This window comes from Streptomyces thioluteus, from assembly GCF_039535865.1.
The window spans coordinates 23,602-45,248 of record NZ_BAAAXZ010000067.1 but is presented as its reverse complement, the minus strand read 5'-3'; the positions used below and the strand labels follow the sequence as shown (position 1 = coordinate 45,248).

General features: G+C 72.8%; 11 protein-coding genes and 6 pseudogenes. 15 read left to right on the top strand and 2 right to left on the bottom strand.

The genetic code is table 11. The features are described from left to right. Positions 1-577: pseudogene (locus tag ABD794_RS08825) on the bottom strand (hypothetical protein); the annotation flags it as partial. A 281-nt stretch (positions 578-858) separates the two neighbouring features. Here ABD794_RS08825 and mqnC point away from each other — a divergent pair. The 8 genes and pseudogenes from mqnC (at position 859) to ABD794_RS08785 (ending at position 11,956) form a co-directional block, all read left to right on the top strand. Continuing rightward, the gene (gene mqnC / locus ABD794_RS08820) at positions 859-2,070 is read left to right on the top strand and encodes a cyclic dehypoxanthinyl futalosine synthase (RefSeq protein WP_344962135.1); all 1,212 of its coding nucleotides are present in this window, start codon (positions 859-861) and stop codon (positions 2,068-2,070) included. A gap of 2 nt (positions 2,071-2,072) precedes the next feature. Continuing rightward, positions 2,073-2,696 carry an imidazolonepropionase-like domain-containing protein gene (locus ABD794_RS08815; protein WP_344962133.1) on the top strand — a complete coding sequence of 208 codons (624 nt, stop codon included), beginning with the start codon at positions 2,073-2,075 and terminating at the stop codon, positions 2,694-2,696. A 313-nt stretch (positions 2,697-3,009) separates the two neighbouring features. Then, complete coding sequence (locus tag ABD794_RS08810; protein WP_344962131.1) at positions 3,010-3,402, top strand: Uma2 family endonuclease; 393 nt, start codon at positions 3,010-3,012, stop codon at positions 3,400-3,402. A gap of 369 nt (positions 3,403-3,771) precedes the next feature. Then, positions 3,772-4,470: a demethylmenaquinone methyltransferase gene (locus ABD794_RS08805; RefSeq protein ID WP_344962129.1), complete on the top strand. Its 699-nt coding sequence runs from the start codon at positions 3,772-3,774 to the stop codon at positions 4,468-4,470. 72 nt (positions 4,471-4,542) lie between these two features. Further along, positions 4,543-6,921, top strand: a complete 2,379-nt coding sequence (locus tag ABD794_RS08800; protein ID WP_344962127.1) for a hypothetical protein — start codon at positions 4,543-4,545, stop codon at positions 6,919-6,921. A gap of 117 nt (positions 6,922-7,038) precedes the next feature. Then, a complete protein-coding gene (locus tag ABD794_RS08795) occupies positions 7,039-8,319 on the top strand; it encodes a geranylgeranyl reductase family protein (protein ID WP_344962125.1) in 1,281 nt (426 codons plus the stop codon). Between the two features lie 322 nt (positions 8,320-8,641). Continuing rightward, a pseudogene (locus ABD794_RS08790) lies at positions 8,642-10,526 on the top strand (FAD/NAD(P)-binding protein); the annotation flags it as partial. 10 nt (positions 10,527-10,536) lie between these two features. Further along, positions 10,537-11,956, top strand: a pseudogene (locus tag ABD794_RS08785) (nitrosuccinate lyase). A gap of 468 nt (positions 11,957-12,424) precedes the next feature. On the opposite strand, the gene ABD794_RS08780 reads toward ABD794_RS08785, so the two are convergent. Continuing rightward, entirely contained in the window at positions 12,425-13,318 is an 894-nt protein-coding gene (locus ABD794_RS08780; protein WP_344962123.1) for a C40 family peptidase, read from the bottom strand. Between the two features lie 729 nt (positions 13,319-14,047). Here ABD794_RS08780 and ABD794_RS08775 point away from each other — a divergent pair. From ABD794_RS08775 to ABD794_RS08745, 7 genes and pseudogenes are all read left to right on the top strand, one after another. Beyond that, positions 14,048-14,408 (top strand): annotated as a pseudogene (locus tag ABD794_RS08775) (NADH-quinone oxidoreductase subunit A). A 16-nt stretch (positions 14,409-14,424) separates the two neighbouring features. After that, positions 14,425-14,979, top strand: a complete 555-nt coding sequence (locus ABD794_RS08770; protein ID WP_344962121.1) for a NuoB/complex I 20 kDa subunit family protein — start codon at positions 14,425-14,427, stop codon at positions 14,977-14,979. A gap of 26 nt (positions 14,980-15,005) precedes the next feature. Continuing rightward, a complete protein-coding gene (locus tag ABD794_RS08765; protein ID WP_344962142.1) occupies positions 15,006-15,677 on the top strand; it encodes an NADH-quinone oxidoreductase subunit C in 672 nt (223 codons plus the stop codon). After that, a pseudogene (locus tag ABD794_RS08760) lies at positions 15,677-17,027 on the top strand (NADH-quinone oxidoreductase subunit D). The gene ABD794_RS08765 and the pseudogene ABD794_RS08760 overlap by 1 nt, the downstream one beginning before the upstream one ends. Positions 17,028-17,044: 17 nt before the next feature. Further along, the gene (nuoE, locus tag ABD794_RS08755) at positions 17,045-17,788 is read left to right on the top strand and encodes an NADH-quinone oxidoreductase subunit NuoE (RefSeq protein ID WP_344962120.1); all 744 of its coding nucleotides are present in this window, start codon (positions 17,045-17,047) and stop codon (positions 17,786-17,788) included. Further along, positions 17,785-19,137 carry an NADH-quinone oxidoreductase subunit NuoF gene (gene nuoF, locus ABD794_RS08750; protein ID WP_344962119.1) on the top strand — a complete coding sequence of 451 codons (1,353 nt, stop codon included), beginning with the start codon at positions 17,785-17,787 and terminating at the stop codon, positions 19,135-19,137. Before nuoE ends, nuoF begins: the two co-directional genes overlap by 4 nt. Further along, a pseudogene (locus ABD794_RS08745) lies at positions 19,134-21,592 on the top strand (NADH-quinone oxidoreductase subunit G); the annotation flags it as partial. The gene nuoF and the pseudogene ABD794_RS08745, both read left to right, overlap by 4 nt. Between the last annotated feature and the right edge of the window lie 55 nt (positions 21,593-21,647).

Sequence of the window (21,647 nt, the reverse complement as noted above, 5' to 3'; positions counted from 1 at the left end):
TCTTCGGGTTGAGGACCGGCATCGCGATGATGAAGGGCTTGCTCGTGCCCTCCTTCGACCACTTCGCGACGCTCGACTCCAGGCCGAGGTCGGTGCCCATCCAGTAGTTGACGGGGAAGCCGGGGCCGCCGGGGAGCGCGATCAGCACGGGGAAGCCGCTGTTCTTGTACTGCTCTTCCTTGTACTGCTTGGGGGCCCAGACCCACACCTTGCCGGTGAAGCCGGACTTCTTGCCCGTGTAGGTCACGACGCCGATCTCGGTGCCGTCGCTGAGCGTGTTGGCGTTCTTGAAGTCGGCCTTCGGGCCGGTCGGCATCGAGATCTTGGAGTCGGCGGCCGGCTTCGCCCCGTCGTTGCCCCCGGCCTGCCCGCCGCCGGTGCCGTTCGCGGGGACGTCCTGTCCGAAGCTGACCGGCTCGCCCTTGCGCGAGAACGGGCCGATCTCGAAGTACTTGAGCACTCCGCCGGTGATCAGCCCGAGCACGGCTATGGAGGCCACCACTATGGTCCAGCGTTTCGCGCGGGAGGCCCGGCGGTGGCCCTGGGACCGGTAGGACCCGTTGGCTGAGTGCGTCATCGCGTCGCTCCGGACGATTCTGCTGCCCCGAAGGACATGACGGTTTGTTCCGTCCTAGTGGATGGGCAAATGCGGGACGCGGGTTCCTGTGAGGGCCCATGAATTGAGTCATAGGCTGAAAATCGGGCCCGAGGGCCCGGGGCGGGGGAGGTCCGAGGTCCCGGGCGGCGGCCTCCGCCGGCGGGGCGCGGCGGGCCCCCTTCCGGACCCTCGCCCGCACCCGGCCCCACCGGCCGCGTAGGCTGGATCGGACCTTACGAACCCCTCCGAAGGGACGCACGGTGACGGAGAACGCCGACCTCACGCCCTCTGACATCGCGGCCGTCCTCGACCGCGCCGCCGCCGGCGGCCGGATCACCCCGGAGGAGGCGCTCGCCCTCTACCGGCACGCCCCCCTGCACGCGCTGGGAGCGGCGGCCGACGCCGTGCGCCGCAAGCGGTACGCGGGTACCGAGCACATCGCGACGTACATCATCGAGCGCAACATCAACTACACGAACTCGTGCGTCACCGCGTGCAAGTTCTGCGCCTTCTACGCCGCGCCGAAGAGCCCCAAGGTCTGGACCCGCCCCCTCGACGACATCCTGCGCCGCTGCGCGGAGACCGTGGAACTGGGCGGCACGCAGATCATGTTCCAGGGCGGACACCACCCGGACTACGGCGTGGAGTACTACGAGGAGCACTTCTCGGCGATCAAGAAGGCGTTCCCGCAGCTCGTCATCCACTCCCTCGGCGCGTCCGAGGTCGAGCACATGTCGCGCATCTCGGGCGTCTCCGCCGAGGAGGCCATCCGCCGCATCCACGCCGCCGGCCTGGACTCCTTCGCCGGCGCCGGCGCCGAGCTGCTGCCCGCGCGGCCGCGCAAGGCCATCGCCCCGCTGAAGGAGTCGGGCGAGCGCTGGCTGGAGATCATGGAGCTGGCCCACAACCTGGGCGTCGAGTCGACCTCCACGATGCTGATGGGCACGGGCGAGACCAACGCCGAGCGGATCGAGCACCTGCGGATGATCCGCGACGTGCAGGACCGCACGGGCGGCTTCCGCGCGTTCATCCCGTACACGTACCAGCCCGAGAACAACCACCTCAAGGGCCGCACCCAGGCGACGATCTTCGAGTACCTGCGGATGATCTCCATCGCGCGGCTGTTCCTGGACAATGTCGCGCACATCCAGGGCTCCTGGCTGACCACGGGCAAGGAGATCGGCCAGCTGTCGCTGCACTACGGCGCGGACGACCTGGGCTCGATCATGCTGGAGGAGAACGTCGTCTCCTCGGCCGGTGCCAGGCACCGCTCGAACCGCATGGAGATCATCGACCTCATCCGCAAGGCGGGCCGCGTCCCGGCGCAGCGGGCGACGACGTACGAGCACCTCGTCGTGCACGACGACCCGGCGAACGACCCGGTCGACGACCGCGTCGTCTCCCACCTGTCGTCCACGGCGATCGAGGGCGGCACGGCCCACCCCGAGCTCAAGCTGCTCGACGCGCGCTGAGCGTGCTGACGATCCATGCGGCGGGGCTGCTGCTGACCGGGACGGGTGTCGTCCCGGGCGGCGCGGTCGCCGTCGACGGCGCCACCGTCGCGGCGCTCGGGCCGCTGGACGAGGTGGCCGCCGCGCACCCCGGGGCGCGGGTGCGCCGGTGGCCCGGGGTGATCACGCCGGGGCTGCGGCAGTGGCACGGCGAGGCGCTGCTGGAGCGCACCTACCACCCCGACCCGCGCGAGTACGAGGTGGTGGGCGACCGCCCGCTGGCCGGCGAGCGGCTGGCGGCCCTGGAGATGGACGGGACCCGCTGGGCGGGCAGCGTCCGGCGCGGCCTGCAGCACATGCTGCGGCACGGGACGACGGCGGTGGCCGGGGACTTCACGGATCCGGTGGTGCGGACGGCGGTGGCGCGGTCCGGGCTGCGCGCCGTTCCGGGCGCCGGGGCGCCGGATACGGAGCCGCATCTCGATCCGTTCCGCGGCGGGGGCGGGCTCGCGGGGGTGCTGGCCGTCGGCGGACGGGCCGACTTCGCGGTCTTCGACGTGCCCGATGAGGCGGCGCTGACCGCGTCCGGCGCGGGGACGTGCGTGGCCACGGTGCTCGCGGGACGGCTGGTGTTCCGGGGGCGGTGAGTCCGGCGCGGAAGCCCGTTTCATTACTTCGGGTGACGCTACCGTCGTATGTGGAATCGCGATTCGCGTCCGCGTCCACACTCGCGTCCATGGGAGCAGTGATGACTATCGGTCGGCCTGGAACACCCGCCACGCCGGACAACTGGATGTTCCCGCCTGGCGAGGGCTGGACCTTCGAGCAGGTGAAGGAACTGGAGCTGCCCTTCGACTGGGAACTCGTGGACGGAGTGATCGTGGTCCGGGGCAGACCAAGCTGTGGCACGACCTTGTTCGGGACGGGCTACGCGATCAGCTCAAGCTCGCGGCGCCTGCCATGTACGGCACGACCGTCGAGCGCTGCGTCATGTTGGCCGCTGATCACGTGCGAAAGCCGGATGTCGTCGTTTACGACAAGACCGACTTGGACGTCTTCGCCGCTGAATGCACCCCTGTCGACAAGGTGAAGCTGGCGGTCGAGGTGGTCTCGACCGGCTCACGGAGTGACGACCGGATTCGTAAGCCGGCTCTGTACGCCGAGGCAGGGGTGCCCAGTTACTGGCGCGTCGAACTGGAGGATGACCGCCGCATCGCCGTCCAGGAGTTCTGGCTGCCTGTCGGGGAGCGGGCGTACATCCCGGCGCCTCTGCACCCTGTGCACCGAGAGAAGCTAGTCACCGAGGTGCCGTTCCCCATGGAGATCGATCTGACGACGCTCCTCACGGGGTAGCAGGCTTCGCCGTCAACAATCCGTAAGAGCCACGAACCCCCACGTCAGAGCCCCATCAAGAGGAACCCCTCCCACCGCTCCCACCCGGCAGGATGATCACCGCGGGGACGGCCGCTCCGGCCGCTCCGCGGTGCGACTTCGAGGGCACGGCCACCGCTGGACCGGCCGGCCACAAGGACGCGCACCACCGGCGAGGGCCAGGCTGCCGACGGGCGGCGCGGGTCCACGGGGGAAGCCGGTGGTCCTGGGGGGCGGGGGCCCACAGGAAGAGCGCAGTCCGCACCGCGGAGCGGTCGTCGATCCGGGGCGGCCGTACCCGTCCAGGGCCCCTGTGACGGGAGGGCCCGGGCAGGGGTGAACAATGGGGGAGTGACCCGAGCCTCCCTGGACAAGCAGCCGCACGAGGTCGCCGCGATGTTCGACGACGTGGCGGCCAAGTACGACCTCACCAACGACGTGATCTCGCTGGGCCAGGCCCGGCGCTGGCGCAAGGACGTCGCCAGGGCCGTCGCGGCCCGTCCCGGGGAGAAGGTGCTGGACCTCGCGGCCGGCACCGGCACCTCGTCGCTCTCCTTCAGCGCGGACGGCGCGTACGTCGTCCCCTGCGACTTCTCGCTCGGCATGCTGACCGAGGGCAAGAAGCGCCACCCCTGGATGCCGCTGACCGCCGGCGACGCTACGCGGCTGCCGTTCGCGGACGGCGTCTTCGACGCGGTGACGATCTCCTTCGGGCTGCGCAACGTGCACGACACGGACGCCGCGCTGAGCGAGCTGCTGCGGGTGACCAAGCCGGGCGGGCGCGTGGTGATCTGCGAGTTCAGCCACCCCACGTGGGCGCCGTTCCGCACGGTCTACTCGGAGTACCTGATGCGCGCGCTGCCGCCGATCGCGCGCACGGTGTGCAGCAACCCGGACGCGTACGTCTACCTCGCCGAGTCCATCTCCTCCTGGCCCGACCAGCCGGCGCTGGCCGCGCGGCTGCAGAAGGCCGGCTGGTCGAAGGTCGCCTGGCGGAACCTGACGGGCGGGATCGTCGCGCTGCACCGGGGCTTCAAGCCCGCCGAGTGAACGGACGCTTCCGGGAACTGACGTTCGGTAGGGTGCTCCGCTGCCCCGACCTGCCGATTTTCCGGAGCGCCCATGCCTTCGTTCTGCCCGTCCTGCGGCACCGTCTTCGTGCCGGATGCCCGGTTCTGCATGTCGTGCGGGAGGGAACGGCCGGGTGAGGCGACGGCCGGGGGCGCGCCGCCCCCGCCGTCGTACGCCCCGGCGGCCGGCGTCGCCCCGGGCGCCGTCACCCTCTTCGTGCGCCGGACCGTCACCGGCGACTGGCGCCGCTCGGCCCTGGCCGCGCTGTGGCCGGTGGCCCTGCTCGCCGTCCTCTCCGTCGCCGTCTCGCTGCCGGGTTACGGGGCCGACGAGGACTCCCTCCCGTGGTCCCAGCGCTTCCGCGCCGCGATCGCGCTCCTGCTCCAGGGGCTCGGCGCCCGCCTGGAGGTCGAGGGGGCGCGCGGGCACGGCTCGGTCTCGTTCTGGCTGCTCACCATGACCGTCCTGTGGACCGTCGCGACGATCGCCGGCGCCGCGCGGCTGCGCCGCGACCGCCCCCCGGGGCCGGGTACCGGCGGGCTGGAGGCGGCCCTGCGCATCGGTTTCCTGGCGGACGTCGCCGTGTCGGCGCTCGGGCTGTACGGACAGCCGGACGCCGACGGGGCCTCGTTGTCCACGAGCCCTGTGTTGGCCGGTCTGTTCGTCTTCGCGCTGACCGCCGTGGTGAGCGCCGCCGTCCTGTGCCGGGACGCGGTCGCCGTACGACTCGGCCCCGGCGCGCAGATGGTGATACGCGCCGCCGGCACCGCCGTTCGCGCCCTCGCCCTGGTGCTGGCGCTCTGGTCGGTCGTCCTCTGCGTGGTCGTCGCCGCCAACGCGGATGATCTGAACGGCGGTTGGGGCCTCCTCGGCCTGCTGGTCCTCCTGGTGAACGCCGGGCTGCTGTCGCTCGGGGTGTCCTGGGGCGCCGACGTCGAGGCGTCCGCGGGCGGGTGGTCCGGCCTCGACGGAGGCTGGTTCGGCCGCGGATCCGGCTCCGGGTACGCGTATGGCGACGACGGCGACGGCCCCGGCCGCGCCGCCGGCGCCGGGCTCTCCGAGATCGGTCACCAGTGGGGTGCCTGGGCCCAGGTGGGCGTGGTGGCCGTGGGCGTGCTCTGCGCGCTGGCGCTGACCCTGATGGTGGTGCGGCGGGCCAGGGGCGGCGGCGTGGAGCAGGTGCTGTCCGGGGTGTTCTTCCTGGCCGCCGTCTGGTCGGCCTCGCTCGCGGCCGGATTCTCCGCCGAAGTCACGGCCGATACCCGGGTGTTCGGCACGCACATCGCCAACACCGAGGCGGGTGTCAATGGTGGCGAGCTGCTGCTCTTCGGGCTGCTGTGGACGGCCGGTGCGGTGCTGCTGGCCGCGCTGATCCAGAACGCGCGGGCCTCCTCCGGCCCGGCCCCGGGTGCGTATGCGCGGGGCGCTTACGGACCGCCGATGCCGTCCGCCCCGCCCGTCCCGTCCGCCCCTCCGGCGCCGTCCGCTCCTCCGGCCCCCACGGCTCCTCCCGTACCCGCGCAGGCCCCCGCCACCCCGCCGCCGGTCCCGGCCACCCCGCCGCCGCCCGCCGTCGGCCCGCGCCCGGCGGAGGCCCCCGCACCCCCTGCGGCCCCGGCGGACGCGCCGCCGCGCGCCGAGCGCCGCGCCCGCGCCCTCCGCTGGGCCGCCGTCGGCCTGGCCGCCTTCCTCGTGGGCGGCGTGGCCGCCGCCGGGGTGCTGCTGATGAACCGGCACGAGAGCGGCAAGGCCGAGCCGGACAAGGCGCGGGCGGCCGCGCAGGAGCCCGCCCCCGCGTCCGCCGCTCCCGCGTCCGAAGCCCCCGGCACGGCATCCGCGCCGCCCGCCCCCGGCACGCCGTCACCGCTGCCGTCCGCGCCGTCCGGGACGCCCACCCCGGGCCGTACGGCCGCGGACGGCACCCCCGACGGCTCCGTCGCCGCCCCCGGCGCCCACGAGGCCCCCACCCTGCCGCCCGGCAGGATGCCCGAGGGCTCCGTGCGGGCCGCCGCCCCCGAGGGCTTCTCCCTGGCCGTGCCCGAGGGCTGGCGGCGCGAGGACAAGGGCAGCGGGCAGATCGACTGGCACGGCCCCACCGGCCCCGAGCAACTGCGCGTCGGCATCGTGAAGAAGGCGGACGGGCCGTCGTACGAGCACTTCCGGGAGCTGGAGAAGGCGGTCGGCCGGCAGGACGGCTACCGGCGGCTCCAGTTGACCCGCAACACCTTCAAGGGGCGCCCGGGCGCCCTGTGGGAGTGGACCTGGGAGGACCACGGGCGGCCGATGCGCGCGGTCAACCAGGCGTACGTGGACGAGTCCGGGACCGAGTACGCGATCCTCTTCCAGGGGCGCGACGGAATGGGCCCCGCCGACACCTGGCACCGGACGTTCGACACCGCGCTGGCGTACTGGTGGACCGCCGGTTCGTGATCATCCGGGTGACCGGCCGGTAGCCCGGAGTCAACGACCCGTGCCCGTTCGCCCGTGGGCGGCTCATAGACTCGTCGGGAGCAACACCGTCTCCAATAACCGAACGGGAGAGCCGACATGAGCGACGTCCCTGCCGAACACACCGCCGATGTGATCGTGGTCGGCGCCGGTCCCGCCGGCTCCACCACGGCGTATCACCTCGCCAGGACCGGACTCGACGTCCTCCTCCTGGAGAAGACCGCGTTCCCGCGCGAGAAGGTCTGCGGCGACGGCCTGACCCCGCGCGCGGTCAAGGAGCTCATCGCGATGGGCATCGACATCTCCGAGGAGGCGGGCTGGCTGCGCAACAAGGGCCTGCGCATCATCGCGGGCGGCAACCGCCTCCAGATGGACTGGCCGGAGCTCGCGACCTTCCCCGAGTACGGCCTGGTCCGCAAGCGCGACGACTTCGACGACCAGCTCGCCCGGCAGGCCGTCAAGGCCGGCGCCCGGCTGTACGAGCGCTGCAACGTCGGCACCCCGGTCGTCGACGACCGCACCGGCCGGATCACCGGCGTGCAGGCCAGGCTCGGTGAGGAGAAGAGGCCCGTCACCTTCCACGCCCCGCTCGTCGTCGCCGCCGACGGCAACTCCACCCGGCTCTCCCTGGCCATGGGGCTGCACCGGCGCGAGGACCGGCCCATGGGCGTGGCGGTCCGCACCTACTTCACCTCGCCCCGCCACGACGACGACTACCTGGAGTCCTGGCTGGAGCTGTGGGACCGGCGCGGCACCGAGCCCCGGCTGCTGCCCGGCTACGGCTGGATCTTCGGCATGGGCGACGGCACCTGCAACGTCGGCCTCGGCGTCCTGAACACCACCGGTGCCTTCAAGGACCTGGACTGGCGCGACGTGCTCAAGGCGTGGTGCGCCTCCATGCCCGAGGACTGGGGCTACACCCCGGAGAACATGACCGGCCCGATCCGGGGCGCCGCCCTGCCGATGGCCTTCAACCGGCAGCCGCACTACACGCGCGGTCTGCTGCTGGTCGGCGACGCGGGCGGGATGGTGAACCCGTTCAACGGCGAGGGCATCGCCTACGCCATGGAGTCCGGCCGGATCGCGGCCGAGGTCGTCGTCCAGGCCCACGGCCGCGCCGCCGCTCGGCGCGAGATCGCCCTCCAGCGTTACCCGAAGGTCCTCAAGGACACCTACGGCGGCTACTACACGCTGGGCCGGGCCTTCTCGAAGCTCATCGGCAACCCCAGGATCATGAAGATCGCGACCGAACGCGGTCTGACGCACCCCCTGTTGATGCAGTTCACGCTGAAGATGCTGGCCAACCTCACCGACCCGACCGGCGGTGACGCGATGGACCGGGTGATCAACGGACTGAGCCGGATCGCGCCGAAGGCGTGACCCGGGGCTGATCCCCGCAAGGCCCCCGGGCGCCGGCGACGGCACCCGGGGGCCTTCGCGCGCCCGGGGCGTTTCCCGCTCCGGCCTTTCGAACGCCGGTGACGCCGGGTTAAGTTACCCCCTGAGCTGGGCGGTGTTCCGTCCCGTGGCCTGATGCCTCGTCAGGCTTCCGCCCCTGTACGGAACATGCGCCAAGGCGACCGGCCGTCGCGTCGCTGAACCAGCCCCCCTTTCCCGCCCCTTCCGCTCGCCCTTCCGCACCCCGAATGGAGCGCGTTCCGTGGCTGCACCGGCGTCCCCTTCCCAGACCGACACCTTCGTGATGGCCGTGGTGGGAGCCGGCCCCCGCGGCCTCTCCGTGCTGGAAACGGCTGTGCGCCAACGAGCGCGCCGCACCCGCGCACGGCGCGGTGACCGTGCACCTGGCCGATCCCGCGTTACCCGGCGCCGGGGCCGTATGGCGCCCGGACCAGTCGCGGCACCTGCTGATGAACACCGTCGCCTCGCAGATCACCCTGTACACCGACGCCAGTTCGCGCATCGACGGACCCGTCGAGCCGGGGCCCGCGCTCCACGAGTGGGCCCGGGGCGTGGCGGCCGCGGGGGAGGGGAGCGGCGAGGAGGCGTGGGTGCTCGCCGAGGCGCGCCGGCTCGGCCCGGACGCGTACCCGACCCGCGCCTTCTACGGGCGCTATCTGCACGACTGCTTCCGGCGCGTGGTCGCCGGCGCCCCCGCCCACGTCACCGTGCGGGTGCACCGCTCGCGGGCCGTCGCGCTCACCGACGCGCACGGTACGGCGGGCGGGCCGCAGACCCTCCAACTGGCCGACGGCACACGGCTGGACGGGCTGGACGCCGTGGTGCTGGCCCTCGGCCACGTGCCCGCCCGGCCCACCGCCGCCGAGGCGCGCACCGCGGGCCTCGCCCGGCTGCACGGCCTGGCCCACTTCGCGCCGGCGAACCCCGCCGACGCGGACCTGTCCGGCGTGGCGCCCGGCTCCACGGTGCTGTTACGGGGGCTGGGCCTCAACTTCTTCGACTACATGGCCCTGTTCACGACCGGGCGTGGCGGAATGTTCCGCAGGACGGGGGACGGGCGGCTCGTCTACCGGTCCTCCGGGCGGGAGCCGCGCCTGTGCGCCTTCTCGCGGCGCGGCGTGCCGTACCACGCGCGCGGCGAGAACCAGAAGGGCCCGTCCGGGCGTTACCTGCCCCGGCTCCTCACCCCGGCCCGGATCGCGGCCCTGCGGGCCCGCGGGCCCGTCTCCTTCACCGCCGACCTGTGGCCGCTGATCGCGGCCGAGGTGGAGGGCGTCTACTACGGGACGCTCCTGACGGCGCTCGGACGGGACGCCGAGCGCGCGGAGTTCACCGCGCGCTACCTGGCCGCCGGGGCGAGCGGGGAGCGCGAGGAACTCCTCGACACGTACGGCGTCCCGGCGGGCCGAAGATGGGACTGGGAGCGGATCGCCGCCCCGTACAAGGGCCGGGACTTCACCGGCCGCGACGCGTTCCGCCGCTGGCTGCTCGACCGGCTGCGCGCGGACGTGCGCGCGGGCGCGCGAGGGCAATGTGGACGGGCCGCTGAAGGCCGCCCTCGACGTGCTGCGCGACCTGCGCAACGAGGTCCGGTTCGCGGTCGACCACGCCGGGCTCGACGGCGACTCCCACCGCGACGAGCTGGAGCGCTGGTACACGCCGCTCAAACGCCTTCCTGTCCATCGGCCCGCCGGCCCGCCGGATCGAGGAGATGGCCGCCCTGATCGAGGCGGGCCTGCTGGAGGTGACCGGCCCCGGTACCGAGGTCCGCCTCGACGTCCGGGACCCGGCCTTCGTGGCCGTCTCGCCCGAGGTGCCGGGCCCGCCCGTGCGGGCCGCCGCGCTGATCGAGGCCCGGCTGCCCGAGCCCGATCTGCGGCGCACGGAGGACCCGTTGCTGCGGCACCTGCTCGACACGGGCCAGTGCGCGCCGTACCGCATCCCGTCCGCCGCGGGCCCGGCCTACGAGACGGGCGGCCTGGCCGTCGGCGAACGCCCCTACCACCTGCTCGCGGCGGACGGCGTCGCGCATCCGCGGCGCTGTGCTTACGGTGTCCCCACCGAGTCCGTGCACTGGGTCACCGCGGCCGGCACCGCGCCCGGGCGTGGACTCGGTGACCCTGGCCGACGCCGACGCCATCGCCCGCTCCCTGCTCGCCCTTTCCCCCGGCCGCCGCAGTGCCGGACGCACCGACGGAGATCCGCGTATGACCCAGCACGACACCGGCCTGCTCTCGCCCGTCCGGGCCGGGGACCCCCCGTCGAGGAGGCCACCTCGGACACCGCCTGGGCGCAGGCCATGCTCGACGCCGAGGCGGCGCTCGCGCGCGGGCGCAGGCCCGGCTGGGGACCGTGCCGGCGGAGGCGGCCGCGGTCATCACGGACGCGGCCGACGCCGGACGGCTGGACGTCCGGGCCGTCGCGCTGGCCGCGCGGGAGACCGCCAACCCCGTCGTCGGCCTGGTCGCCGCCTTCACGGCCGTGGTGGCCGAACGGGACGCGGCGGCCGCTGAGTACGTCCACCGGGGCTCCACCAGCCAGGACGTCTTCGACACCGGTGCCCTGCTGGTCGCCTCCCGCGCGCTGCGGCTCGTCCGGGACGACCTGCGCCGTACCGCGGACGCGCTCGGGGCGGCTCGCCGCGGCGCACCGCGACACGCCGGCCGCGGCCCGGACGCTCGCGCTCCAGGCCGTTCCGACCACCTTCGGCCTGCGCGCCGCCGGCTGGCGGCAGCTCGTCCTGGAGGCCGAGGAGCGCGTCGCCCGGCTCCTGGACGGGGGCCTGCCCGTCGCCCTCGGCGGCGCGGCGGGCACGCTGGCCGGGTACCTGGAGTACGCGCGGCTGGCCGGGGAGCGGGACCTCGGCACGTACCCCGGGCGGCTCGCGGCCCTCTTCGCGGAGGAGACCGGCCTGGCCCGCCCCTCCCTGCCCTGGCACGCCCTGCGCACGCCCATGGCCGACCTGGCCGCGGTCCTGTCCCTGACGGCGGGCGCGCTCGGCAAGTTCGCGCTCGACGTGCAGAACCTGACCCGGACGGAGGTCGGCGAGGTCGCGGAGCCGGCGGTGGCGGGCCGCGGCTCGTCCTCCGCGATGCCGCACAAGCGGAACCCGGTCCTCGCCACGATGATCCGCACCGCGGCGCTCCAGGTACCGGCGTTCGCCCTCGTCCTCACCCAGCAACTGCTGGCCGAGGACGAGCGCTCGGCCGGGGGATGGCAGGCGGAGTGGGTGCCGTTGCGGGAGTGCCTGCGACTGGCGGGCGGGGCGGCGCGGACGGCGGTGGAGCTGGCGGAGGGGCTGGAGGTGCGGCCGGAGCGGATGCGGTCCAATCTGGGGCTGACGGGGGGCCAGATGGTGTCGGAGAGGGTTTCGGCGGTGCTGGCGCCTCGGCTGGGGAAGGCGGTGGCGAAGCGGTTGCTGACGGAGTTGTCGGGGGAGGCGGCGGCGACGGGTCGCCCTCTTGCTGACGTTCTGTCCGCCGATTCCCGGGTGGCCGGGGTGCTGACTCCGGAGGAGTGCGCGGAGCTGTGCGATCCGGAGCGGTATGTGGGCGGGGCGGGGGCGTTGGTGGATGCCGCGCTGACGCGCGGGGATTGAGCCCTTGCCCCGCCCTTTCACCGTTTCCTCCGGGGCAGGCCCCGGGCCCGTAACGCGGCTTCGCCGCGTTGGCCGGGGGCTTCGCCCCCTGGACCCCTGAAACCGCCCGGAGGCGAATGGGGTCCGTGGTCTCCCCGGAAGAAACGGTGAAAGGGCGGGCCAGGGGCACAACTCCCACCCACCGACCCGATCCGGTCATTCCCGATCGGCCCCGATCGGATCGCATCCGCGAACCGATCACAACAAATACCCGTATTCGGCCCTTACCGAAGGGCTTTGTGCCGAAGCACCTCCACCCCGCAGACTCACCCCCACCACGACACCGGACCGGACATCGGCCGGCCGGGTGCCCGCGAAACACCGTGCTGGGGGGAGGGCACCCGACCGAGCCCGGCCCGGGCGCATGACGGAAGGGCCGCCGTTCCCGGGGGGAAACGGCGGCCCTTCCGTCATGCGTGTGGCACGCGCTCACATGACGCGCACGGCACCCGTGGGCGGCGAGTAGCTCAGGTCGCGCTCGACGACACCCGTGCTGGGGTTCTGCGCGCCGATGAACTTGCCGCCGCCGATGTAGACGCCGACGTGGTACGCGCTGCCCGCGGAGCCCCAGTAGAGGATGTCGCCGGGCTGCAGGTTGGAGAGGCCCACCTGGGTGCCGGCCGTCGACTGGTCCTGGGAGACCCGCGGGAGGCTGATGCCGATCTGCTGGTAGGCGGCCATGACCAGGCCGGAGCAGTCGTAGGAGGACGGGCCGGTGGAGCCCATCACATACGCCTTGCCCACCTGCGCCTGGAGGAAGGCCACCAGGGTCGCGGCGTTGCCGGTCGCGCCCGTGGAGCTCTTCGAGGAGGTGGACGTGTCCGTGGACGTCGAGGTGCCGGAGTCGGACTTCGAGCCGGTGGACGACGAGTCGGAGTCGTCCTCGGACGCGGTGGCGGTCTTCGTGGAGAGCGCGGAACGCTTCGCGTCCCGCGAGGCGCGGGCCTGCTCGGCCTCCCGCTTCTCCTTGGCCTCGGCGGCCTTGCGCTCGGCCTCGGCCTTGCGGTCGGCCTCCTGCTTGGCCTTCTTGGCGGCGGCGCGGGCGTGGTCCACCGCGGTGTCCACCTGCGCACGGACCTGGTAGTCGTTCGCGGTCTGCTGCGTGGCGACCGCGGTCTGCGCGATCGACGACGAGAGGTCGGCGGTGAGCGCCGGCATCTCGATCGTCGCCTCCGCCGGCTTCTCCGCGGCGGTGGCCTGGGCAGCGCCGGTGACGGCCAGGGTGCTGAGGACGCCACCGGCAACACCCGTGCGGACGGCCCAGGACTGGGTCGCCGGGCGACGGGGCTTCCGGTGGCTGGTTATGTGCGCGTTGGTGGACATGGGACAAGGGCTTACCAGGCACCCCAGGTTGAGTTCAATATGAGTGACGTGGACCACAATTGGCCGTCGAACACTCCGAATTCGGGTCGCACACGCCGGAACGGGACTCTCCGCGGCCCGCCCCGGCAATCGTGATCATGCGGCTAAGCATGGCATTTGGGCACATGGGGGCGGCCGGCCGAGCGGTATATCACGTTCTGGTCTCGGCCGTCGAGGAGAGCGGGGATCCACGGGCGTCCCGGCGCCTGCGCGCGTGGCGGAGTTCACGCGGCGCGCCCCCGAGGGGCGTTGGTGAAGGAAAGCACGAGCGGGCGGCCGGGCGCGGCGGTGACGCGTCGTCCCACCGGGTGCTGCTCCATTATCAGTTGACGGTTGTACGTGTCAAAAAGCGTGCGGCACTCCCGGCTTGATGCCGGCTCACCGCTCCGGTCAGCGGGTATGTCCGGAAATGCCGCTACTGATGATCTTTCGGGCCGTTCGCTGAGGAAGATCACTGCTCATCCGACTTGATGATCGTTCGTCAGGTGGTGGAGATCACAAACACCGGCGCGTACGCCGTGTCGCAGATCACAGACCACCGGGCATAAGATGCCCTCGACCCGGGCTTGTGAACTGCCTCACATATTCGCGATCTTCGCAGAATCCTTCCGCGGTGTTCGCCCGTGAGCGGTCCAGCCGCCGGGGTCCCGACAGCCAGCAGTCAGCGTCGACTGGAAGGAGCGGGGAGGGATGAACGCCTACGCGCCCATCCTCGTACTGGGAGCCCTCGGTGCCGGCTTCGCGATCTTCTCCGTGGTCATGGCATCGCACATCGGGCCCAAGAGGTACAACCGCGCAAAGCTCGAAGCCTACGAGTGCGGCATCCAACCGACCCCCGCAGCCGTCCGGCGGCGGGCGTTTCCCGATCAAGTACTACCTGACGGCGATGCTCTTCATCGTCTTCGACATCGAGATCGTCTTCCTCTACCCCTGGGCCGTCACGTTCGACTCCCTCGGGCTGTTCGGGCTCGTCGAGATGCTGCTCTTCGTACTCACCGTCTTCGTCGCGTACGCCTACGTCTGGCGGCGCGGCGGCCTGGAATGGGACTAAGGAGGCGCGACCGCACATGGGTCTCGAGGAGAAACTGCCCAGCGGCTTCCTGCTGACCACCGTCGAACAGGCCGCCGGCTGGGTGCGCAAGGCGTCCGTCTTCCCGGCCACGTTCGGCCTGGCCTGCTGCGCCATCGAGATGATGACCAGCGCCGCCGGCCGCTACGACCTCGCCCGCTTCGGCATGGAGGTCTTCCGCGGATCCCCGCGCCAGGCCGACCTGATGATCGTCGCCGGGCGCGTCAGCCAGAAGATGGCGCCGGTGCTGCGGCAGGTCTACGACCAGATGCCCAGCCCCAAGTGGGTCATTTCCATGGGCGTCTGCGCGTCCAGCGGCGGCATGTTCAACAACTACGCCATCGTCCAGGGCGTGGACCACATCGTCCCCGTCGACGTCTATCTGCCCGGCTGCCCGCCGCGCCCCGAGATGCTCATCGACGCCATCCTCAAACTGCACCGCAAGATCCAGGGCGAGAAGCTCGGCCCGAACCGCGTGGAGGCCGAGCTGGAGGCGGAGCGGACGGCCATGAAGTCCCTGCCCCTCATCGAGATGAAGGGGCTCCTCCAGTGACCGAGCAGAGCGGCCACGTCCCGGGCATGCGCGGCGAAGGCGACGTCATCGGCGTCCGCACCGGCATGTTCGGCGCGAACAACGGCGGGGACACCAGCGGCTACGGCCGCCTCGTGCGCACCGTGCGCATGCCGGGCGAGGCCGTCCGGCCCTACGGCGGATACTTCGACGAGGTCGCCGACGAACTGGAGGGCGCCCTGGAGGAGCAGGGCCTCCTCCCGTCCAACGCCGTCGAGAAGACCGTCGTCGACCGCGGCGAGCTCACCTTCCACGTCGCCCGCGAGTACCTCGTCCGTGTCTGCCGGACGCTGCGCGACGACCCCGCGCTCCGCTTCGAGCTGTGCACCGGTGTCAGCGGCGTGCACTACCCCGGCGACAAGGGCCGCGAGCTGCACGCGGTCTACCACCTGCGCTCCCTCACCCACGGCCGGCTGATCCGGCTGGAGGTCTCCGTCCCCGACGAGGACCCCCACCTGCCGTCCGTCTGCGACGTCTACCCGACGAACAACTGGCACGAGCGCGAGGCCTACGACTTCTTCGGGCTGGTCTTCGACGGACACCCGGCGCTCACCCGGATCATGATGCCGGACGACTGGCAGGGCTTCCCGCAGCGCAAGGACTACCCCCTGGGCGGCATCCCCGTCGAGTACAAGGGCGCCCAGATCCCGGCTCCGGACCAGCGGAGGTCGTACAGCTGATGTCCACTGCATCTCCCGGCACACACCCCGGCAACGGAACGGCCGGAACGCGCGAGACCACCGAAGGGACCGTCTACACCGTCACCGGAGGCGACTGGGACGAGGTCGTCGCCGCGGCGCGCCGGACCGACGACGAGCGCATCGTCGTCAACATGGGCCCCCAGCACCCCTCCACGCACGGGGTGCTCCGGCTCATCCTGGAGATCGACGGCGAGACCGTCACCGACGCCCGCGCCGGCATCGGCTATCTGCACACCGGCATCGAGAAGAACCTCGAGTACCGCACCTGGACCCAGGGCACCACCTTCGTGACGCGCATGGACTACCTCATGCCGATCGTCAACGAGACGGTGTACTGCCTGGCCGTCGAGCGGCTGCTCGGCATCACGGACCAGGTCCCGGACCGGGCCACGGTCCTGCGCGTGCTCCTGATGGAGCTGAACCGAATCTCCTCCCACCTGGTCTACGTCGCCATGGGCGGCACGGAGCTCGGCGCCACCACCGTCGCCGTCTTCGGCTTCCGCGACCGGGAGATGTGCCTCGACGTCCTGGAGCTCATCACCGGGCTGCGCATGAACCACGCCTACGTGCGGCCCGGCGGCCTCGCCCAGGACCTGCCGCCCGGCGCGGTGGACCAGGTCCGCGAGTTCATCAAGAAGCTCCGCAGGAATCTGGTGGAGTACGACAAGCTCGTCGTCGGCAACCCGCTCTTCAAGGCCCGCATGCAGGGCGTCGGTTACCTCGATCTCGCCGGCAGCCTGGCGCTGGGGGCGACCGGCCCGATCCTGCGCGCCGCCGGACTCCCGCACGACCTGCGCAAGTCCGACCCGTACTGCGGCTACGAGACGTACGACTTCGAGGTGCCGACCGTCGACACCTGCGACTCGTTCGGGCGCCTGCTGGTGCGGATGGAGGAGATCCGCCAGTCGCTGCGGATCATGGAGCAGTGCCTGGACCGGCTGGAGCCCGGCCCGGTCATGGTCGCGGACCGGAAGATCGCCTGGCCCGCCCAACTGGCCCTGGGCCCCGACGGGCTGGGCAACTCCCTCGACCACATCAAGAAGATCATGGGCACCTCGATGGAGGCCCTGATCCACCACTTCAAGCTGGTGACGGAGGGCTTCCGGGGTACCGCCGGGACAGGCGTACGCGGCGGTGGAGTCGCCCAAGGGGGAGCTGGGCGCCCACGTCGTCAGCGACGGCGGCACCCGGCCCTACCGGGTGCACTTCCGCGACCCCTCCTTCACCAACCTCCAGTGCATGGCGGCGATGTGCGAGGGCGGCCAGGTCGCCGACGTCATCGTCGCCGTGGCCAGCATCGACCCGGTCATGGGAGGTTGCGACAGGTGACAGGAATCCAGCTGGGAATGCCCCGACTCCCCGCGCCGGACTACCCGGAGGACGTGCGGGCGCGGCTGGCGGCGGACGCCGGGGAGGTGATCGCCCGCTACCCCGACAGCCGCAGCGCCCTGCTGCCGCTGCTGCACCTGGTGCAGGCCGAGGAGGGACACGTCTCCCGCACCGGCATCCGCTTCTGCGCCGGGCAACTCGGCCTGACCACGGCCGAGGTGACGGCCGTGGCGACCTTCTACACCATGTACCGCCGCGAGCCCGGCGGCGACTATCAGGTGGGGGTCTGCACCAACACCCTCTGCGCCGTGCTCGGCGGCGACGCCATCTTCGACGCGCTCAAGTCCCACCTGGGCGTGGAGAACGGCGGGACGACGGACGACGGCAAGGTCACCCTCGAACACATCGAGTGCAACGCGGCCTGCGACTACGCGCCCGTCGTGATGGTCAACTGGGAGTTCTTCGACAACCAGACGGTCGAGAGCGCCAAGCGGATCGTCGACGACCTGCGCGCCGGCCGCACCGTCGAGCCCACCCGCGGCGCGCCGCTGTGCACCCACCGCGAGACCTCCCGGCTGCTCGCCGGCTTCCCGGACGAACGGCCGGGCGCCGTCGAGGCGGGCGGCGGGGCGGGCCCCGCCTCGCTGGCGGGGCTGCGGCTGGCCCGCGGCGAGGACGGCACCGCCCGCGTCGGACCGCCGCGCGGCGTCCCGCACGGGCGTGATGCGCAGGAGCCCGGATCCGAGGAGGGGGAGGGATGACCGTGGCGCCCGAGATCCACGAGACGAGTCCGCAGAAGCTGCTCGCCCCCGTGCTGAGCGCCTTCTGGGACGAACCGCGCTCCTGGACGCTGGAGACCTACCTCCGTCACGACGGCTACAAGGGCCTGCGCAAGGCCCTCGCCATGAGCCCGGACGACGTGATCGCCTACGTCAAGGACTCCGGGCTGCGCGGCCGCGGCGGCGCGGGCTTCCCGACCGGGATGAAATGGCAGTTCATCCCGCAGGGCGACGGCAAACCGCACTACCTCGTGGTCAACGCGGACGAGTCGGAACCGGGCACCTGCAAGGACATCCCCCTCCTGTTCGCCAATCCGCACTCCCTCGTCGAGGGAATGATCATCGCCTGCTGGGCGATCCGTTCGGAACGCGCGTTCATCTATCTGCGCGGGGAGACCGTCCCCGTGCTGCGCCGCCTGCACGAGGCCGTGCGCGAGGCGTACGCGGCCGGGTACCTCGGCCGCGACATCCTCGGCAGCGGGCTCGACCTGGACATCACCGTGCACGCGGGGGCGGGCGCCTACATCTGCGGCGAGGAGACGGCCCTGCTCGACTCCCTCGAAGGCCGCCGCGGCCAGCCCCGGCTCCGGCCCCCCTTCCCCGCGGTCGAGGGGCTCTACGCCTGCCCCACTGTGGTGAACAACGTCGAATCCATCGCCTCGGTTCCCGCGATCCTCAACCGGGGCAAGGACTGGTTCCGTTCGATGGGCAGCGAGAAGTCCCCGGGCTTCACGCTGTACTCCCTGAGCGGCCACGTCGCGGGCCCCGGGCAGTACGAGGCCCCCCTCGGCATCACCCTGCGCCAGCTGCTCGCCATGAGCGGCGGCATGCGGCCCGGCCACCGGCTCAAGTTCTGGACGCCGGGCGGCTCTTCGACGCCGATCCTCACCGACGAACACCTGGACGTCCCGCTCGACTACGAGGGCGTCGGCGCCGCCGGGTCGATGCTCGGCACCAAGGCCCTGCAGTGCTTCGACGAGACCACCTGCGTCGTGCGGGCGGTCACCCGCTGGAGCGAGTTCTACGCCCACGAGTCCTGCGGCAAGTGCACGCCCTGCCGCGAAGGGACGTACTGGCTCGTCCAGTTGCTCCGGGACATCGAGGCCGGGCGGGGCCGGATGTCCGACCTCGACAAGATCGACGACATCGCCGACACCCTCAACGGCAAGTCCTTCTGCGCCCTCGGCGACGGCGCGGCGGCCCCCGTCTTCTCCTCGTTCCAGCACTTCCGGGCGGAGTACGAGGAGCACATCAGGGGCCGGGGCTGCCCCTTCGACCCGGCGAAGTCCACGGTGTGGGCCGACCAGTCGCACCCGGAGGTGCACGCATGACCGTCACGGCGAAGTCGACCGGCGCCCCGCCGGACGGGGACCTGGTCTCCGTCACCGTCGACGGCATCCCGGTGTCCGTGCCCAAGGGCACGCTCGTCATCCGGGCCGCCGAGCTCGTCGGCGTGGAGATCCCCCGCTTCTGCGACCACCCGCTGCTGGAGCCGGTCGGCGCCTGCCGGCAGTGCATCGTCGAGATCGAGGGCCAGCGCAAACCGGCCGCCTCCTGCACCATCGCCTGCACCGACGGCATGGTCGTCCGCACCCAGCTCACCTCGCCCGTCGCCGGGAAGGCGCAGAGCGGGGTGATGGAACTGCTGCTCATCAACCACCCGCTGGACTGCCCGGTCTGCGACAAGGGCGGCGAATGCCCCCTGCAGAACCAGGCGATGACCGCCGGCCGCGCCGACTCCCGCTTCGAGGGACGGAAGCGCACCTACGAGAAGCCGGTCCCGATCTCCCCGCAGGTGCTGCTGGACCGCGAGCGGTGCGTGCTGTGCGCCCGCTGCACCCGCTTCTCCAACGAGATCGCCGGCGACCCGCTGATCGAGCTGCTGGAGCGCGGGGCGCTGGAGCAGGTCGGCACCGGCGAGGGCGACCCCTTCGAGTCGTACTTCTCCGGGAACACCATCCAGATCTGCCCGGTGGGCGCGCTGACCTCGGCCGCGTACCGGTTCCGCGCCCGCCCCTTCGACCTGGTCTCCTCGCCGTCCGTGTGCGAGCACTGCGCGGGCGGCTGCGCGACGCGCACCGACCACCGGCGCGGCAAGGTGATGCGCCGGCTCGCCGCCGACGACCCCGAGGTCAACGAGGAGTGGCTGTGCGACAAGGGCCGCTTCGCGTTCCGCTACGCGCAGCGGCCCGAGCGGCTGGAGACCCCGCTGGTCCGCGACGACGAGGGCCGACTGCGGCCCGCGAGCTGGCCGGAGGCGCTCCACGCGGCGGCCGAGGGGCTGCGCGCGGCGCGCGGCCGGGCCGGGGTGCTCACCGGCGGCCGCCTCACCGTCGAGGACGCCTACGCCTACGCCAAGTTCGCACGGGTGGCGCTCGACACCCACGACGTCGACTTCCGGGCCCGGGCGCACAGCGGCGAGGAGGCCGACTTCCTGGCCGCCCGGGTGGCCGGGCGGGGACACGCTTTTGGCGAGCACGGTCTGGGCGCACCGGCGGTGACGTACTCCGCGCTGGAGCGGTCCCCCGCGGTGCTGCTGGTCGGCCTGGAGGCCGAGGAGGAGGCGCCCGGTGTCTTCCTGCGGCTGCGCAAGGCGTGGCGCAAGCGGGGGGCTGCGGGTCTTCTCCCTCGCGACGCACGCCACCCGTGGCCTGACGAAGACCGGCGGCACCCTGCTGCCCGCCGCGCCCGGCACCGAGCCGCAGTGGCTCACGGCCCTCGCGGAGGGCACGGCGGAGGGCGACGCGACCCAAGCCCTGCGCGCGGACGGCGCGTTGATCCTCGTCGGGGAGCGGGCGGCGCAGGTGCCCGGGGCGCTGACCGCCGCCGTGGCCGCCGCCACGGCGACCGGCGCGACGCTGGTGTGGATCCCGCGCCGGGCCGGCGAACGGGGCGCCGTCGAGGCGGGCGCCCTGCCGGGCCTGCTGCCCGGCGGCCGCCCGGCCACCGACCCGCGCGCCCGCGAGGAGACCGCCGCCGCCTGGGGCGTGGCCGAACTGCCGCGCAGCCCCGGCCGGGACACCGGGCAGATCCTGGGGGCCGTCGCCACCGGCGAGCTGGGCGCCCTGGTCGTCGGCGGGGTCGAGGTCGCGGACCTGCCCGACCCGGCGCGGGCCCGCGAGGCGCTGGACGCGGCCGGCTTCCTGGTCAGCCTGGAGCAGCGGCCGAGCGAGGTCACGGACCGGGCCGACGTGGTCCTCCCCGTCTCGGCGGTCGTCGAGAAGCCGGGCACCTTCCTCAACTGGGAGGGCCGGGCACGGCCGTTCGAGGCCGCGCTCAAGCCCGACCAGATGGTGGGCCGGCATGTGATGCCGGACGCCCGGGTGCTGCACATGCTGGCCGACGCCATGGGCGGCCGCCCGCTGGACCTGCCGGACGTCCGGGCGGTGCGGGCCGAGATGGACCGCCTGGGCCGCTGGGCCGGGCCCTACGCCGCCGACCCCGCCGAGCCGCCCCGCCGCGTCCCCGCGCCCGGCGCGGGCGAGGCCGTCCTCGCCGGCCACCGGCTGCTGCTCGACCAGGGACGGCTCCAGGACGGCGACGAGGCCCTGGCCGCCACCCGGCACGTGGCGGTCGCCCGGCTCTCCCCGGCGACGGCCGCCGAAACCGGCGTCCGCCGACGGGGAGTTGCTGGCGGTGCGCGGCCCCGCGGGGACCGTCCGGCTGCCGCTGCGGATCACCCCCATGCCGGACCGGGTGGTCTGGCTCCCGCTGAACTCCGCCGGCGGCGGCGTCGCCTCCGACACCGGGTCCCGGCCCGGGGAGTCGGTGCGCATCGCCCCGGCACGGACGACGTTCCGGAGGTGCTGTCGTGAACGCCGGCTCCCTGCACGGCCTGGCC